At 58.4% G+C, this 14,366-nt stretch carries 16 protein-coding genes and 4 tRNA genes; 6 read left to right on the forward strand and 14 right to left on the reverse strand.

From position 1 onward, the window contains the following. Window positions 1-83 precede the first annotated feature (83 nt). The 6 genes from clpP to ACEN9A_RS19310 form a co-directional block, all read right to left on the reverse strand. A complete protein-coding gene (gene clpP / locus ACEN9A_RS19285; RefSeq protein WP_007940402.1) occupies window positions 84-719 on the reverse strand; it encodes an ATP-dependent Clp endopeptidase proteolytic subunit ClpP in 636 nt (211 codons plus the stop codon). A 93-nt stretch (window positions 720-812) separates the two neighbouring features. Beyond that, window positions 813-2,123, reverse strand: coding sequence for a trigger factor (gene tig / locus ACEN9A_RS19290; RefSeq protein WP_019580008.1), 1,311 nt, complete (start codon window positions 2,121-2,123; stop codon window positions 813-815). A gap of 400 nt (window positions 2,124-2,523) precedes the next feature. Next, window positions 2,524-2,599 (reverse strand) — tRNA-His (locus tag ACEN9A_RS19295). A gap of 78 nt (window positions 2,600-2,677) precedes the next feature. Then, a tRNA-Leu gene (locus ACEN9A_RS19300) sits at window positions 2,678-2,762 on the reverse strand. Between the two features lie 56 nt (window positions 2,763-2,818). Then, window positions 2,819-2,894: transfer RNA gene (locus tag ACEN9A_RS19305), tRNA-His, on the reverse strand. Window positions 2,895-2,926: 32 nt separating this feature from the next. Next, a tRNA-Arg gene (locus ACEN9A_RS19310) sits at window positions 2,927-3,003 on the reverse strand. 275 nt (window positions 3,004-3,278) lie between these two features. On the opposite strand from ACEN9A_RS19310, the gene folD reads away from it, so the two are divergent. Together folD and pbpG are read left to right on the forward strand one after the other, a co-directional pair. After that, a complete protein-coding gene (folD, locus tag ACEN9A_RS19315; protein WP_019648405.1) occupies window positions 3,279-4,133 on the forward strand; it encodes a bifunctional methylenetetrahydrofolate dehydrogenase/methenyltetrahydrofolate cyclohydrolase FolD in 855 nt (284 codons plus the stop codon). 261 nt (window positions 4,134-4,394) lie between these two features. Then, a complete protein-coding gene (pbpG, locus tag ACEN9A_RS19320; protein WP_258669714.1) occupies window positions 4,395-5,333 on the forward strand; it encodes a D-alanyl-D-alanine endopeptidase in 939 nt (312 codons plus the stop codon). 87 nt (window positions 5,334-5,420) lie between these two features. Here the strand turns inward: pbpG and ACEN9A_RS19325 are convergent, their stop codons facing one another. From ACEN9A_RS19325 to ACEN9A_RS19335, 3 genes are all read right to left on the reverse strand, one after another. Beyond that, window positions 5,421-5,645, reverse strand: a complete 225-nt coding sequence (locus ACEN9A_RS19325) for a hypothetical protein (RefSeq protein ID WP_019580005.1) — start codon at window positions 5,643-5,645, stop codon at window positions 5,421-5,423. Window positions 5,646-5,657: 12 nt separating this feature from the next. Continuing rightward, window positions 5,658-5,873 carry a DUF6021 family protein gene (locus ACEN9A_RS19330; protein ID WP_019580004.1) on the reverse strand — a complete coding sequence of 72 codons (216 nt, stop codon included), beginning with the start codon at window positions 5,871-5,873 and terminating at the stop codon, window positions 5,658-5,660. A 93-nt stretch (window positions 5,874-5,966) separates the two neighbouring features. After that, the gene (locus ACEN9A_RS19335) at window positions 5,967-6,695 is read right to left on the reverse strand and encodes a cysteine peptidase family C39 domain-containing protein (RefSeq protein ID WP_018925417.1); all 729 of its coding nucleotides are present in this window, start codon (window positions 6,693-6,695) and stop codon (window positions 5,967-5,969) included. Between the two features lie 171 nt (window positions 6,696-6,866). On the opposite strand from ACEN9A_RS19335, the gene ACEN9A_RS19340 reads away from it, so the two are divergent. Continuing rightward, on the forward strand, window positions 6,867-7,037 hold the full coding sequence (locus ACEN9A_RS19340; RefSeq protein ID WP_019648402.1) for a hypothetical protein: 171 nt from the start codon (window positions 6,867-6,869) through the stop codon (window positions 7,035-7,037). 80 nt (window positions 7,038-7,117) lie between these two features. On the opposite strand, the gene ACEN9A_RS19345 is transcribed toward ACEN9A_RS19340, so the two are convergent. Beyond that, complete coding sequence (locus tag ACEN9A_RS19345) at window positions 7,118-7,867, reverse strand: TerC family protein (protein WP_018925415.1); 750 nt, start codon at window positions 7,865-7,867, stop codon at window positions 7,118-7,120. A 28-nt stretch (window positions 7,868-7,895) separates the two neighbouring features. Next, window positions 7,896-8,138, reverse strand: coding sequence for a hypothetical protein (locus ACEN9A_RS19350; protein ID WP_258669723.1), 243 nt, complete (start codon window positions 8,136-8,138; stop codon window positions 7,896-7,898). Between the two features lie 281 nt (window positions 8,139-8,419). Here ACEN9A_RS19350 and nhaR point away from each other — a divergent pair, with 281 nt between their 5' ends. Next, entirely contained in the window at window positions 8,420-9,319 is a 900-nt protein-coding gene (gene nhaR, locus ACEN9A_RS19355) for a transcriptional activator NhaR (protein ID WP_258669727.1), read from the forward strand. Between the two features lie 4 nt (window positions 9,320-9,323). On the opposite strand, the gene ACEN9A_RS19360 is transcribed toward nhaR, so the two are convergent. After that, window positions 9,324-10,478 carry an MFS transporter gene (locus tag ACEN9A_RS19360; protein ID WP_138867944.1) on the reverse strand — a complete coding sequence of 385 codons (1,155 nt, stop codon included), beginning with the start codon at window positions 10,476-10,478 and terminating at the stop codon, window positions 9,324-9,326. Window positions 10,479-10,812: 334 nt separating this feature from the next. On the opposite strand from ACEN9A_RS19360, the gene sstT reads away from it, so the two are divergent. Next, window positions 10,813-12,045, forward strand: a complete 1,233-nt coding sequence (sstT, locus tag ACEN9A_RS19365) for a serine/threonine transporter SstT (protein ID WP_019648399.1) — start codon at window positions 10,813-10,815, stop codon at window positions 12,043-12,045. A 176-nt stretch (window positions 12,046-12,221) separates the two neighbouring features. On the opposite strand, the gene ACEN9A_RS19370 is transcribed toward sstT, so the two are convergent. Further along, the gene (locus ACEN9A_RS19370) at window positions 12,222-12,731 is read right to left on the reverse strand and encodes a DUF1993 domain-containing protein (protein ID WP_007901777.1); all 510 of its coding nucleotides are present in this window, start codon (window positions 12,729-12,731) and stop codon (window positions 12,222-12,224) included. 127 nt (window positions 12,732-12,858) lie between these two features. Between ACEN9A_RS19370 and ACEN9A_RS19375 the strand changes: the two genes are divergently transcribed. After that, the gene (locus tag ACEN9A_RS19375) at window positions 12,859-13,506 is read left to right on the forward strand and encodes a YceH family protein (RefSeq protein ID WP_019648397.1); all 648 of its coding nucleotides are present in this window, start codon (window positions 12,859-12,861) and stop codon (window positions 13,504-13,506) included. 187 nt (window positions 13,507-13,693) lie between these two features. Here the strand turns inward: ACEN9A_RS19375 and ACEN9A_RS19380 are convergent, their stop codons facing one another. After that, window positions 13,694-14,212, reverse strand: a complete 519-nt coding sequence (locus tag ACEN9A_RS19380) for a cupin domain-containing protein (protein WP_019648396.1) — start codon at window positions 14,210-14,212, stop codon at window positions 13,694-13,696. Window positions 14,213-14,366 lie beyond the last annotated feature (154 nt).

Genomic DNA, 14,366 nt, shown 5'->3' on the forward strand with positions numbered 1-14,366 from the left:
AACACAAGATGAAGGCTATTGCGGGCTTTTTCAAGCCCGCCGGTGTCGGACCTGCCGACCAAGCCTGTTTTGGGCTGCTTATTTTAAACAGGGCGCTGGCTGATCACTTCGTCGATCAAGCCGTACTCACGCGCAGCTTCTGCACTCATGAAATTATCGCGATTGGTATCGCGCTCGATTTCTTCAAGAGTGCGACCGCTATGCGCGGCCATCAGCGTGTTGAGACGCTCGCGGATAAACAGGATCTCCTTGGCATGGATTTCGATATCCGACGCCTGCCCCTGGAAACCGCCCAGTGGCTGGTGAATCATCACACGCGAGTTCGGCAGGCAGTAACGCTTGCCGGGGGCACCGGCGGTCAGCAGAAATGCGCCCATGCTGCATGCCTGACCGATACAGGTGGTCGACACGTTTGGCTTGATGAACTGCATGGTGTCGTAGATCGACATGCCCGCCGTTACCGAACCGCCCGGGGAGTTGATATAGAGATGGATGTCCTTGTCCGGGTTTTCCGCTTCAAGGAACAGCAGTTGCGCACAAATCAGGTTAGCCATGTAGTCCTCTACCGGACCAACCAGAAAGATCACTCGCTCCTTGAGAAGACGCGAGTAAATATCATAGGCGCGCTCGCCACGAGCAGACTGCTCGACAACCATCGGGACCAGGCCGCCTGCGGCCTGGATATCTGAGTTCTGCTGAATATACGAATTACGGAACATGCTCTGCAGTCACTCCCAAATAGTTATGTCTTGAATACGCATAAGCCAGCACGAAGGCTGGCTTATGGTGTGTGCTTCTTACCGCAAAAACGATCAGTCGGCTTGTGGAGCTTCTACCGGCTTGACTGCTTCTTCGTAAGAGACCGATTTGTCGGTCACGCTAGCTTTCTGCAGAACAGTATCCACAACTTGCTCTTCCAGCACAACCGAACGGACTTCGTTCAGTTGCTGGTCGTTCTTGTAGTACCAGGACACAACCTGCTCAGGCTCTTGGTAGGCCGAAGCCATTTCCTGAATCATCTCGCGAACGCGGGCTTCGTCAGGCTTGAGGTCGAATTGCTTGACCACTTCAGCCACGATCAGACCCAGCACGACGCGGCGCTTGGCTTGCTCTTCGAACAGCTCGGCCGGCAGTTGGTCAGGCTTGATGTTGCCACCGAACTGCTGAACAGCCTGCACGCGCAGACGGTCGACTTCGTTGGACAGCAGAGCCTTGGGCACTTCGATCGGGTTGGTGGCCAACAGACCGTCCATCACCTGATTCTTGACCTTGGATTTGATCGCCTGACGCAGTTCGCGCTCCATGTTCTTGCGAACTTCGGTGCGGAAGCCTTCCAGACCGGTTTCCTTGATGCCGAATTGAGCGAAGAACTCTTCGGTCAGCTCTGGCAGTTTAGGCTCGGAAACGGTGTTCACGGTCACGGTGAACTCAGCAGTTTTGCCTGCCAGGTCGAGGTTCTGGTAGTCCTCTGGGAAGGTCAGGTTCAGAACGCGCTCTTCGCCGGCTTTAGCGCCAACCAGACCGTCTTCGAAACCAGGGATCATGCGGCCGGAACCCAGCACCAGCTGAGTACCCTTGGCAGAACCGCCTGCGAACACTTCACCGTCGACCTTGCCGACGAAATCGATGTTCAGCTGGTCTTCGTTCTGGGCAGCGCGATCGGCCACTTCAAAACGGGTGTTCTGCTTGCGCAGGACTTCCAGCATCTTGTCCAGATCGGCGTCAGCCACTTCGGCGCTCAGGCGCTCGACGGTGATGCCTTCGAAACCGGCAACGGTGAACTCAGGGAACACTTCGAATACAGCTACGTATTCCAGGTCCTTGCCCGCTTCCAGGGTTTTAGGTTCGATCGAAGGCGAACCAGCCGGGTTCAGCTTCTGCTCGACGACAGCTTCGTAGAAGGAAGACTGGATCACGTCGCCCACAGCTTCTTGACGCGCATCAGCCCCGAAACGCTGACGGATCACGCTCATTGGCACTTTGCCTGGACGGAAGCCAGCGATCTTGGCCTTTTGGGCAGTCTGCTGCAGACGCTTGTTGACCTGAGTCTCGATGCGCTCAGCCGGCACGGTGATGCTCATGCGGCGCTCAAGAGCAGAAGTATTTTCAACAGAAACTTGCATGGATATTCCTCGTTGCACAGACGTTAGCCGGCCGTTTCCGACCCCAGAATCAAGGGCATGCATTCTAGTGGGTCAAACTCAAGAAGTCACCCTACTGAAAACGGGTAAAAAAACAGCAGGCAATTTATAGGCGGGGACAAACGGTTGTGCCTCGCCCTGTTAGCAAATACAGCCAATCAAGCCAGGGCTCTGCACCCACCTTCCTATATATAGAAGGATTCGGCAATCCGTCCCTGACAGCCAACCCCACGAGGGGATCGGCGGGCAAATCGAGCATCATCGAGAAACATAAATACGACGAAGCGACCTGCCCCTGCGGCCCACAACCTGCAGCCGCCGACACTCAAACCACTGAAACAAAAAAGGCGCCAGACTGTTAAATCTGGCGCCTTTCGGAATATGGGGTGGACGATGGGGATCGAACCCACGACAACGGGAGTCACAATCCCGTGCTCTACCAACTGAGCTACGCCCACCATATTGCGTGACAAAGAAGCCAAACAACTTCTTTGTTGAACCTCAATCATGCCAAGCGGCATGAGTGAAGCTTTATTTGGTGCGGATGAAGAGACTCGAACTCTTACGCCTCGCGGCGCTGGAACCTAAATCCAGTGTGTCTACCAATTCCACCACATCCGCAGTTGAAGCTGTTAAAGCAAAGGCGCCAGACTGTTAATCTGGCGCCTTTCGAAATATGGGGTGGACGATGGGGATCGAACCCACGACAACGGGAGTCACAATCCCGTGCTCTACCAACTGAGCTACGCCCACCATATCGCGCTACTTGTGCCAATGCTGCCTAATGGCGCACCCGGCAGGACTCGAACCTGCGACCATCCGCTTAGAAGGCGGATGCTCTATCCAGCTGAGCTACGGGCGCCTTGTTAATCTGTACCCTTGAAGGACTACAAACTAAGTGCTTTTCAGTCTTGCGAAACCGTAACTCCGCTCGACCTTCTTAACCAGTGCTAGGCTGTGCCCGACAAGTGCGACGAATAGTATAGAGCCCCCTGAAGGTCGTCAAATCCTTTTTGAAAAAAATTCATTTAATTAAAGGAGTTAGGGGAATTTGCAGACCAAGCGCCTTTGCCCTCACCTCATGACATGCGAGAATGCGCTCTCTTTTTTTCCCCTCTCGATGGTTAATCACGCGCAATGACTGCACAACTAATCGACGGCAAATCGATCGCCGCCAGCCTGCGCCAGCAGATCGCCAAACGAGTTGCCGAGCGTCGCCAGCAAGGCCTGCGCACGCCCGGCCTCGCGGTGATCCTGGTCGGCAGCGATCCTGCCTCTCAGGTTTATGTCTCGCACAAGCGTAAAGACTGTGAAGAGGTCGGCTTCCTATCCCAAGCCTATGACCTGCCTGCCGACACCACCCAAGCAGCGCTGACCGATCTGATCGATCGCCTGAACGACGACCCGGCAATCGACGGCGTTCTGCTTCAGCTGCCGCTACCTGAACACCTGGACGCCTCCAAATTGCTGGAGCGCATTCGTCCCGACAAGGACGTCGACGGTTTCCACCCTTATAACGTCGGTCGCCTGGCGCAGCGTATTCCGCTGCTGCGCCCGTGCACACCCAAAGGCATCATGACGCTGCTGGAAAGCACCGGCGTCAATCTTTACGGGATGGACGCGGTCATTGTCGGGGCTTCCAACATTGTTGGTCGTCCGATGGCGATGGAACTGCTGCTGGCCGGCTGCACCGTGACTGTCACCCACCGCTTCACCAAGGATCTGGCCGGCCACGTCGGTCGCGCCGACCTGGTAGTGGTTGCCGCCGGCAAGCCGGGCCTGGTCAAAGGTGAGTGGATCAAGGAAGGCGCGATCGTGATCGACGTCGGCATCAACCGTCAGGAAGACGGCAAGCTGGTCGGCGACGTGACTTACGAGTCGGCCCTGGCCCGTGCCGGCTGGATCACTCCGGTACCGGGTGGCGTCGGCCCGATGACCCGCGCCTGCCTGCTGGAAAACACGTTGTACGCCGCCGAAACACTGCACAGCTGAGTTCACTCTCACCCTGCTGCACTCAAAAGAACCCCGCCCATCGCGGGGTTCTTTTTGCCTGTAGCAAACAGCTCGATCACAGAGGTCGGACAACTGCAAAGCCAAATAGTAAAGAAAGAGTTACAGCATTAAATATTCTTCACTTTTACCCCCTCTCTTACAGGCGCCTATGGCTTTCCTGGCACATACTCCTAAAATGCGACGTTTTTAAGAAACAGCCCGTTACAGAACGGCATATCCACCCTTTATGAGTCTGCCAGCGTGAAAATCCGTCTTTCCATCCTGAGCCTAGTTTTTGCAGTTACAGGGACTTTCATCACGCCAACGGTCAACGCCGCTGAAACCACCGCGGCGCCACGAGACAATTCACAACTGAAGATCGCGTCCGGCAGCGCTTTGCTGATGGATCTGCAAACCAACAAAGTCATCTATGCCAGCAACCCTGATGTCGTCGTACCCATCGCGTCCGTCAGCAAACTGATGACCGGCCTGGTGGTCGTGGAAGCGCGGCAGAACATGGACGAATACATTCCCGTCAACATCAGCGACACCCCGGAAATGAAGGGCGTGTTCTCCCGGGTCAAACTCAAAAGCGAATTGTCGCGCCGCGAGATGCTGCTGATCGCCCTGATGTCATCGGAAAACCGTGCCGCCGCGACGCTGGCGCATCACTATCCGGGCGGTTATGTCGCGTTCATTGCCGCCATGAACGCCAAAGCCAAGGCGCTGGGCATGACCAGCACCCACTTCGTCGAACCGACGGGCCTCTCCCCGCGCAACGTGTCCACCGCCCGCGACCTGAGCAAACTGCTGATCGCCGCGCACAAGTACCCGCTATTGACCGAGCTGAGCACCACCAAGGAAAAAACCGTCAGTTTCCGTAAACCCAACTACAGCCTGGGGTTCCACAACACCGACCATTTGATCAACAAGCCGAACTGGGACATCAAGCTGACGAAAACCGGTTTTACCAACGAGGCCGGTCACTGCCTGGTGCTGGTGACCAGCATGGGTAACCGTCCGGTTGCGCTGGTGATTCTCGATGCCTTCGGCAAGTACACGCACTTTGCCGATGCGACACGGATTCGTAGCTGGGTCGAAACCGGCAAGAGCACCAACGTGCCGTCCGTCGCCCTGCAATACAAGTCAGAGAAGAACCTCAAACATCGCCAGAGCGGTGTGGTTGAAGCCTCGAAATAAGGTCGAAACACCCGCCAACGAAAGCCCCGAATAATCGGGGCTTTTTGTTGGCGGGCGGTTTGTTGGCGGGCGGTTTTCGTCCGGCGGTCAATCATTGGGCAATGGCATCTGATCGTCATCCGGAATGCCATCCCCGGCACTCGGGTCTCGCCAGCCCTGTGGATGCTTCGTCGGCACCACCATCGGCCTGGCCAAGGGATCCCTTAACGGGCTGTCTGGGTCCATCACCGGGTCCACGTCCGGCTCAAGGGTTGTTGGAACACTGTCGGGAGAGTCTGGATGTTTGTCATCGAAGCTCGAATCGGTAGACATATGCACCTCTCACTAAGACTTGGGCCTCAAATTACCGAGTGGGTCGTAAGGCTTGGCCGGCTTCTTCTTGCCCTCCTCACCCGGCTTTATGTCCCTGGGCGCCCTGGCAGGTCCGATGGGGTCGACCTGAGGATCAGCAACGTCCGGAGAATCGGGGTCAAACCCCAACTCATTATCGGACGAATGCTCGGACGAGTGCGGGCCGTCGGGGGTATTGGGATGAGCCATGGGCGCCTCCTGGTCACGACCCGGCGAGAATCCGGGCCCTTTATATAAGAGACCAAAAACGCTGAGTCGTGCCTTGCAGATGACGAGCGGAAACTACTGCGCGGTCAGCGCCTTCTTCGCCCTGGCTGCCGCTTGCTCCTGACCAGATTGGGCAAGATCGTTCGCCGCTTTCAGCCAGCGCTGCTGATCGACGTTGGCCGGAATCTGGTCCGGCTTCTGGATCAAAACGGCCCAACCGCCTGCATTCTCGAGCGCCGACTCAAAGGCGCTGAACCCCATCAGCAACCGACGATCCATCCCGGTGCGCAGCAACACGGTCTGCTTCTGACGGTTGTAACCGGCAAGAATGGCGTATCGCGGCCCGGCCCAGAACGCCGAGCCTTCAGTAATGCGCACCATCACCGGATAACCGGCCGCGACCTGGGTCAGCAGCGCCGGCAATTGGCTGTCGAGGGGATAGACCACCATCCCGTATTCGCGGGCGAGGTTTTGCATGTTCTGCTGCAACCGGTCTTCGGCACCCGGTAAATTCAGGGGCTTTTCGAGCAACCCCGGAGTTATCACGATGTCCTGTTGGGACAACAGGCTGGCCAGCACTTGAGGCCCGCTCTGATAACTTTGCCCGCGGTAGAACGTACCGCTGAGTTCGACACGCTCCGGCAGACGCTTGATCTCAGGCGCTACGCTCCCCGCGCAGCCAGCCAGGCCGGCAACGCAGCCAACGATCAGTGCCAAAGATCGAATTCGAGAAAATACCCGCACCATCATCACTCTCTTGTTCAGACGCCAGGCGATCACGCAGCCGGCTTGGCCGTCGATCATAGGATGCCGCGCGACAGCGGTATAGCCTTAACCGGCAGTTGTTTGCATTTGATAGAGCGAACGGGTTGATGACAGGCGACCTTTGGTCAATAGCCTGAAACACAGCAACGGCTAGACTGTCCTTTACCAAGGAAGAGTGTGCGCCCGCGGCAGGGCAAAGAGGAGGCACTGATGAGCCTGACAATGACCATTGTGATGTTGATTTCCGGCTGGCTGGCAGTGGCCGCCGCCATGTTGTGGGGCGTATTGCGCATTACCCGTCGGCACCATCACCACCCGGTTCAATCGGCGCCCGTGGCCAAAACCGATAAACCGGCTACACACCCCATCACCGCGCACTGACTGGCGCTTTTCAGTCGTACAAACAAAAAACGGCCACCTGGACTCTCGCGAGTTCAGGCGGCCGTTTCGTTTATCGGCGATTAAGCTTCTGCGGCAACGCGCCTCTGTTTGGCCCGCCGCGACAGCATGTTCAAGCCTTCGATCGTCGCCGAGAACGCCATGGCCGCGTAGACATAGCCTTTCGGTACGTGGGCGCCGAAACCTTCGGCGATCAGCGTCATGCCGATCATGATCAAGAAGCCCAGCGCCAGCATCACCACCGTCGGGTTGTCGTTGATGAACTTGGCCAACGGGTCAGCAGCCAGCAACATCACCAGGACCGACACCACCACCGCGATGATCATGATCGGCAAATGCTCGGTCATGCCGACAGCGGTAATGATGCTGTCGATGGAGAACACCATGTCCAGCATCAGGATCTGACCGATGGCGGCGGCAAAGCCCAGGGTCACGGTCGAGGTGGCCGACGTCGGATCTTCCGGCGACGGGTCCATGCTGTGATGAATCTCGGTGGTCGCCTTCCACAACAGGAACAGGCCGCCGGCGATCAGGATCATGTCCTTCCAGGAGAACGCGTGGCCGAGAATGTCGATCACCGGTTCAGTCAACTGGACGATGAACGCGATGGTGCTCAACAGCGCCAGGCGCAAGATCAACGCCATGCCGATACCAATACGCCGCGCCTTCTGGCGATGCTGTTCGGGAAGCTTATTGGTGAGGATCGAGATGAAGATCAGGTTATCGATGCCGAGCACGATTTCCATCACCACCAACGTGGCCAGGGCGACCCAGGCGGTGGGGCTTGCAGCGAGCTCTAAAAGGTATTCCATGGGTCAGTCCTGACTCGTTGTAGACGGTTTAGATTTCCTGGGACGAAGAGTCGGTTTTGCCCGTCTCTTTGGCCGGTTGTTCTTTCTTGCCGATCAGGCCGCTCGTGGCCTCGCTCAACGCTTGTTCGGCGGCTTTGTGGGTATCGTCAATCGCCTGTTTGGCGCTTTCGGCGGCCTTGCCCATCAATTGCTGAGCACTTTTCTCGGCCTGGTCGCAACCGGCCAACACCAGTAAAGAGGTGATCAGCAGCGCGGTGGTTTTAAGCTTCATGATGCTTTCCTCGATAGAACAGACAGAACCCGAAAGGCGATCCGTCGATAGCGAGGCAGTCTAAAGAGACAAATACTTCAGGAAAATTCGTATTTTCAGCGGTTATACTTCGGTTTTTACGAATCGACATGTGTCGTATGTATGCTTGTAGGAGCTGTCGAGTGAAACGAGGCTGCGATCTTTTGATCTTGTTCGTTAAAAACAAAAGATCGCAGCCTCGTTTCACTCGGCAGCTCCTACAACAGCTCCTACAGATGATGGGAACAAGGGATCTCACCAACATGCTCAATTATCGACAGCTGCATTATTTCTGGGTGGTGGCCAAGACCGGCAGCATCGTGCGCGCCTGCGAGCAGTTGAACCTGACGCCACAGACCATCAGCGGGCAGATTTCCCTGCTCGAACAAACCTATGGCGTTGAATTGTTTCGCCGGGTCGGGCGGCAACTGGAACTCACCGAAGCCGGGCGTCAGACCCTGCCCTACGCCGAGCAGATGTTTCAACTTGGGGGCGAGCTGGAACTGATGCTGCGGGCGCAGCCCAATGAGCAACAGATTCTGTTTCGGGTGGGCGTCGCCGACGTGGTGCCCAAATCCATCGTCTATCGCCTGATCGCGCCGACCATGGAGTTGAGCGAGCCGCTACGCATCACCTGCCGCGAAGACAAACTGGAACGATTGCTCGCCGACCTGGCGATTCAACGCCTCGACCTGGTGATTTCCGACAGCCCGATGCCCTCGCATCTGGACATCAAGGGCTACAGCCAGAAGCTCGGCGAATGCGGTATCAGCTTCTTCGCCACCGCTGAACTGACGGCGCGATACGGCCAGGATTTCCCCCGCAGCCTGCACGGCGCCCCGCTGTTGATTCCCGGGCCGGAAACCGTGGTGCGCAGTCGCTTGCAACGCTGGTTTGCCGAACAGCAGATCCAGCCGCGAATCGTCGGCGAGTTCGACGACAGCGCTTTGATGCAGGCTTTCGGCCAATCCGGTAGCGGGATATTCATCGGCCCGAGCGTGATTGCCGACGAGGTGAAACGCCAATGCGGCGTGGAGTTGATCGGCCAGACCGACGCGGTGCGCGAGTCGTTCTACGCCATTTCGGTGGAACGCAAGGTCAAGCACCCCGGCATTGTCGCCATTACCGAAGGTGCCCGACGCGAGCTGTTCACCGAGATGTGAAGCCTCAGGCGCAGATTTCGCGAGGCTTGAAGGTCATCAGCGCCATGGCCAGGAGAATCGAAACCAGGATAAAACCGGCTGCGGCGAAACCCAGTCCGCCCAGGCCCACACTGTCGATCACCCGGCCGCCGACCATGGCGCCCAGGCCGATCCCGAGGTTGGCCCCGGCAATGTTCAACGACGCCGCGAAGGCCGGCGCTTCAGGCGCCGCCTTCATCAACCGCACATGACTGACCAGGAACAATGCCGCCTGGGTCACACCCCAAATCCCCATCGCCGCCGCCAGCCCCAGTGGCGAGTGAATGTTCGGCACCAGCGTCACCATGCCGGCAATCATGAATGCGCAAAACGTCATAGAAGCGATCAGCGGGTGACGATCCACCGCGCGACCGCCCAGCGAGTTGCCGATCAGCCCGACCGCGCCGAAGCCCATCAGGCACCAGCCGACCACGGTGCCGTTGAAACCGGCGAGGCGTTCAAGAATGTCGGCCAGGTAGGTGTAGGCGGTGAACATGCCGCTGAACACCAGGATCGACAGCAGTACATGACCCAGCATCAGCGGGCTGCGCAGGATCTTGAACTGCGAACGGAAACTCACCTGATGCTGGTGCAGGCTGGTTTTCGGCAAATAGATAAACAGCAACAGCGCCTTGGCAAACGCAATCACCGCCAGAATGCCGAAAGCACTGCGCCAGCCGAACGCATCGGAAATCAACGTGCCGACCGGAATGCCGAATACGGTGGCGCAGACGATGCCGAAACCAATCTTGGCAATCGCCCGCCCGGCGTAGTCCGGGCCGACAATGTCCACCGCGGTTTCACTGGCCAATGCCCAGAACACCGGCAACCCCAGCGCGGGAATCAACCGGGCAATGGCCATCACCCAAATGTTCGGCGCAAATGCCGCCAGCGTGTTGGCTAGGCCGAACATGATCAACACGCTGATGAACAGTTTGCGTCGTTCAAACCTTGCGAAATACGCCGTCAGGAACGGCCCGAACGCGGCCACGGTGAACGCGAACAAGGTCACCAGCAAACCCGCTTGAGGAATGCTGACGTCCAGGTCACGGGCGATTGCCGGCAACAGGCCGACGATGATGAATTCCGTGGTCAGCACCGTGAAACCGGCGGCGGACAACAGAAGAATGGGCAACAGCATGCAGAACTCCAGGAAAACGACGACACCAGCGACAGCCCGAAGGCCCACTGGCAGAACTAGAAAATGAGGATGGCGAAGCTTAACAGAGTGTTTCCGGGCGAAGTTGCACGAACCTGCAAATCGCGTTGAACAATCGGGTGGCAGATCGTCACAGGTCTGAAGGATCGCGGCTACGCTGTGATAAAGTCCGCGACCCGCGAGATTGACACCTTGCTCATCGGCCATTGATTGGCATTGATGTGGCGACCCCTTCGGTTCCCTCCATGTGGCCTGCCCGGCTTTTTGCTGCATGAGCCGAGGAACCCTGCACCCTAATAAAATCAGAGATACCGTTATGACCGCTTCATCCCCTTCTCTTTTTCAACGCCTGAAACGCAGCAGCCTGGTCACGCAAATCATCATCGGCCTGATCGCCGGGATTGCCCTGGCCCTGTTCGCGCCCGAGGTGGCGAAGTCCACCGCCTTCATTGGCAAAGTATTCGTGTCGGCGCTCAAGGCTGTCGCGCCGATTCTGGTGTTCGTGCTGGTCATGGCTTCGATTGCCAACCACAAACACGGTCAGGAAACCCATATCCGGCCGATTCTGTTTCTGTATCTGCTAGGCACCTTCGCCGCAGCCGTGGTGGCGGTGATCGCCAGTACGTTGTTTCCGTCGAGCCTGGTGCTGTCGACCCAGGACGTTGCGGTCACCGCGCCGGGCGGCATCAGCGAAGTGCTGCAAAGCCTGCTGCTCAGCGTGGTCGACAACCCGGTCAGCGCACTGATGAACGCCAACTTCATCGGCATTCTGGCGTGGGCGATCGGCATGGGCGTTGCGATCCGCCATGCCGGCGAGACGACGCGCGAAGTGCTGGGCGATTTGTCCAATGGCGTGACCGTGATCGTGCGCCTGGTGATCCGTTTTGCGCCGTTGGGGATCTTCGGTCTGGTGGCTTCGACCCTCGCCACTTCCGGTTTCGGCGCGTTGATCGGTTACATGCACCTGCTGGCGGTGCTGCTGGGCTGCATGCTGTTCGTGGCGCTGGTGATGAACCCGGTCATCGTGTTCTGGAAGCTGCGTCGCAACCCGTATCCGCTGGTACTCACCTGCCTGCGCGAGAGCGGCATCACCGCTTTCTTCACCCGCAGCTCGGCGGCGAACATTCCGGTCAACCTGGAGTTGAGCAAACGTCTGGGCCTGCACGAAGACACCTATTCGGTGTCGATCCCCCTCGGCGCGACCATCAACATGGCCGGCGCAGCGATCACCATCACCGTACTGACGCTGGCCGCCGTGCACACCTTGGGCATTGCCGTGGATATTCCGACGGCGATTCTGCTCAGCATCGTCGCGGCGATCTGTGCCTGTGGCGCTTCGGGCGTGGCTGGCGGTTCGTTGCTGCTGATTCCGCTGGCGTGCAGCCTGTTCGGCATCCCGAGCGAAATCGCCATGCAAGTGGTGGCGGTCGGTTTCATCATCGGTGTGTTGCAGGACTCGGCGGAAACCGCGCTGAACTCCTCAACCGACGTGCTGTTCACCGCGGCGGCGTGCCAGGGTGAAGAGTTGAAGGCGCAGCGTTTGGCCTAAAAAAGCCAAGATCAAAAGATCGCAGCCTTCGGCAGCTCCTACAGGGTGTACGCCGATCCAACGTAGGAGCTGCCGAAGGCTGCGATCTTTTGACGATAGTCGCAGCAATGACAATCAACCTGCAAAAAAGCCCGCCAAGGCTTACACCTTGGCGGGCTTTTTTGTACCTGGGTGGTTTAGAACGCGCCCATGTAATCGCGCTTGCCCACTTCCACACCGTTGTGACGCAGCAGCGCGTAGGCGGTGGTGACGTGGAAGAAGAACTGCGGCAGACCGTAGCTCAGCAGGTAAGCCTGGCCAGTGAAGCGCTTCTCTTTAGGAGTGCCAGGACGGGTCACGATTTCGATGCCTTCCTTGCCGTCGATCTGCTCGGGTTTGATCTCGCCGATGAAGGCCAGGACCTTGGCGATCAATGCTTGCAGTTCGGCGAAGGTGGTTTCTGTGTCGTCGTATTTCGGCAGTTCGACTTCAGCCAGACGCGCCGAAACGCCCTTGGCGAAATCAACGGCGATCTGCACCTGACGTACAAGCGGGAACATGTCCGGGTACAGACGGGCCTGCAGGAACGCGTTCGGGTCGATGTTTTTCGCGGTAGCGTGGGCTTCAGCCTTGCTCAGGTTGTTGCTCAGGGCGTTGAGCATTTGCTGGAAAACCGGAACGGAAGCGGCGTACAGGGAAATAGTCATGGCAGTCTCGTGTGGTGACGGGAGTAAAAAACGTGGAGCGATTATAGCCATGCCGGCGCGCCCTGCGACTTGTCTTTTATCCAGCAAGGATTAGGCTAGGCGGCTCGACTGCCTAGGGAAAAGCGCGATGAGCACTGAACAAGAGACGACCTTCGACGAACCGCGGCTCAACAGCACGGAAATCCGCATTCTGGGCTCGTTGATCGAGAAACAGGCCACCAGCCCGGAAACCTATCCGCTGACCCTCAATGCCCTGGTGATTGCCTGCAACCAGAAAACCAGCCGCGAACCGGTGATGAACCTCAGCCAGGGCCAGGTTGGCCAGAGCCTGCGGGCCCTTGAAGGTCGCGGCTTCACCCGGCTGGTGATGGGCAGCCGTGCCGACCGCTGGGAACATCGGGTCGACAAGGCGCTGGAACTGGTGCCAGCACAGGTGATTCTGACGGGGCTGTTGTTCCTGCGCGGCCCGCAGACGGTCAACGAACTGCTGACCCGCAGCGGCCGCATGCATGACTTCGAAGATGCCGAACAGGTGGTGCATCAACTGGAGCGCTTGATCGCCCGAGGCCTGGCGCTGTTGATTCCGCGCCAGGCCGGCCAGCGCGAAGATCGTTACATGCATGCGCTGGGCGATCCGGCGGATATCGAAGCGATCCTTGCGGCCCGACAGAACCCGGCGGAACGTGGCACCGGTGGCGGCGTGTCGGTTGAGCGAATCGAAGAGCTTGAAGCGCGAATCGCGGCACTGGAAGAACGCCTGGCGCGCCTCGAATAAAGCCCCGGTATCGGCCGTAGCAGCTGCCGAGCAGCGCGAGGCTGCGTTCGGCGGCGCAGCCGTCGTGAATTCATGCTATGCGGTGTTTCAGGGTAACCGCGTATATAGGGTTTACGACGGCTTCGCCGCCGAGCGCCGCCTCGCGCTGCTCGGCAGCTGCTACAGGAACGTGTTCAACGTTGAATGACTACTCCCCATCCCAATAATCCACGCCATCGGCCTGCCTCGCGACGGCAACGAAGCCTGACGCATTGCCCTTGGCATCGACTTTGAAGTCGTCCATCACCACGTATTTGCCGGAGTCCGGGTATTCGCAAATGTCCGGTGATTGCTGGCTGCTGACCGCCAGATAGCGCAACTCGCCCTGGCTGTTGTTGATGATCTGGTGCGCGGTTTCAGGACCGCCCGCGGGGCAGGCGATCACGTCCCCGGCGCGAATCGGGAAGCGTTCGGCGCCAAGGCGAACCTCCCCTTCCCCGGCCACGATGTAGAACATCTCCTCGTTGACCCGATGACTATGAAACGGACTGCCGCGCATGCCAGGCTCCAGGGCGTACAACCGATAACCCAGCTTTTGCGCGCCCAGTTGCTGGCCGATGCGGGCCTGGCGTTGCTGATAGCGGTTGGCGGCTTCACCGGTGGGGGCAAAACCTTCGGGCAGCGGTACAAGTTCGACCTGATCCAGGTTGAGAATGGCGGGATGCATGAGAACCTCGGTCTCGGTGACGGGAGAGCAAGTCTTCGCTTGCTGGCGAGCAGTATAGGCCGGGATTTTCACGGCAATGGCGGGTGACCGAGTCGCGGCAATCGCGGGCAAGCCACGCTCCCACAAGGTCAGCGCAGAACCTGTAGGAGCGTGG

It is taken from the genome of Pseudomonas sp. Pseusp18, assembly GCF_059506005.1.

Excerpts from the sequence above, each read along its gene's own strand:
- clpP (WP_007940402.1), bottom strand. The coding sequence starts at position 719 with ATGTTCCGTAATTCGTATATTCAGCAGAACTCAGATATCCAGGCCGCA.
- tig (WP_019580008.1), bottom strand. The coding sequence starts at position 2,123 with ATGCAAGTTTCTGTTGAAAATACTTCTGCTCTTGAGCGCCGCATGAGC.
- folD (WP_019648405.1), top strand. The coding sequence starts at position 3,279 with ATGACTGCACAACTAATCGACGGCAAATCGATCGCCGCCAGCCTGCGC.
- ACEN9A_RS19325 (WP_019580005.1), bottom strand. The coding sequence starts at position 5,645 with ATGTCTACCGATTCGAGCTTCGATGACAAACATCCAGACTCTCCCGAC.
- ACEN9A_RS19330 (WP_019580004.1), bottom strand. The coding sequence starts at position 5,873 with ATGGCTCATCCCAATACCCCCGACGGCCCGCACTCGTCCGAGCATTCG.
- ACEN9A_RS19335 (WP_018925417.1), bottom strand. The coding sequence starts at position 6,695 with ATGATCGACGGCCAAGCCGGCTGCGTGATCGCCTGGCGTCTGAACAAG.
- ACEN9A_RS19340 (WP_019648402.1), top strand. The coding sequence starts at position 6,867 with ATGAGCCTGACAATGACCATTGTGATGTTGATTTCCGGCTGGCTGGCA.
- ACEN9A_RS19345 (WP_018925415.1), bottom strand. The coding sequence starts at position 7,867 with ATGGAATACCTTTTAGAGCTCGCTGCAAGCCCCACCGCCTGGGTCGCC.
- ACEN9A_RS19350 (WP_258669723.1), bottom strand. The coding sequence starts at position 8,138 with ATGAAGCTTAAAACCACCGCGCTGCTGATCACCTCTTTACTGGTGTTG.
- nhaR (WP_258669727.1), top strand. The coding sequence starts at position 8,420 with ATGCTCAATTATCGACAGCTGCATTATTTCTGGGTGGTGGCCAAGACC.
- ACEN9A_RS19360 (WP_138867944.1), bottom strand. The coding sequence starts at position 10,478 with ATGCTGTTGCCCATTCTTCTGTTGTCCGCCGCCGGTTTCACGGTGCTG.
- sstT (WP_019648399.1), top strand. The coding sequence starts at position 10,813 with ATGACCGCTTCATCCCCTTCTCTTTTTCAACGCCTGAAACGCAGCAGC.
- ACEN9A_RS19370 (WP_007901777.1), bottom strand. The coding sequence starts at position 12,731 with ATGACTATTTCCCTGTACGCCGCTTCCGTTCCGGTTTTCCAGCAAATG.
- ACEN9A_RS19375 (WP_019648397.1), top strand. The coding sequence starts at position 12,859 with ATGAGCACTGAACAAGAGACGACCTTCGACGAACCGCGGCTCAACAGC.
- ACEN9A_RS19380 (WP_019648396.1), bottom strand. The coding sequence starts at position 14,212 with ATGCATCCCGCCATTCTCAACCTGGATCAGGTCGAACTTGTACCGCTG.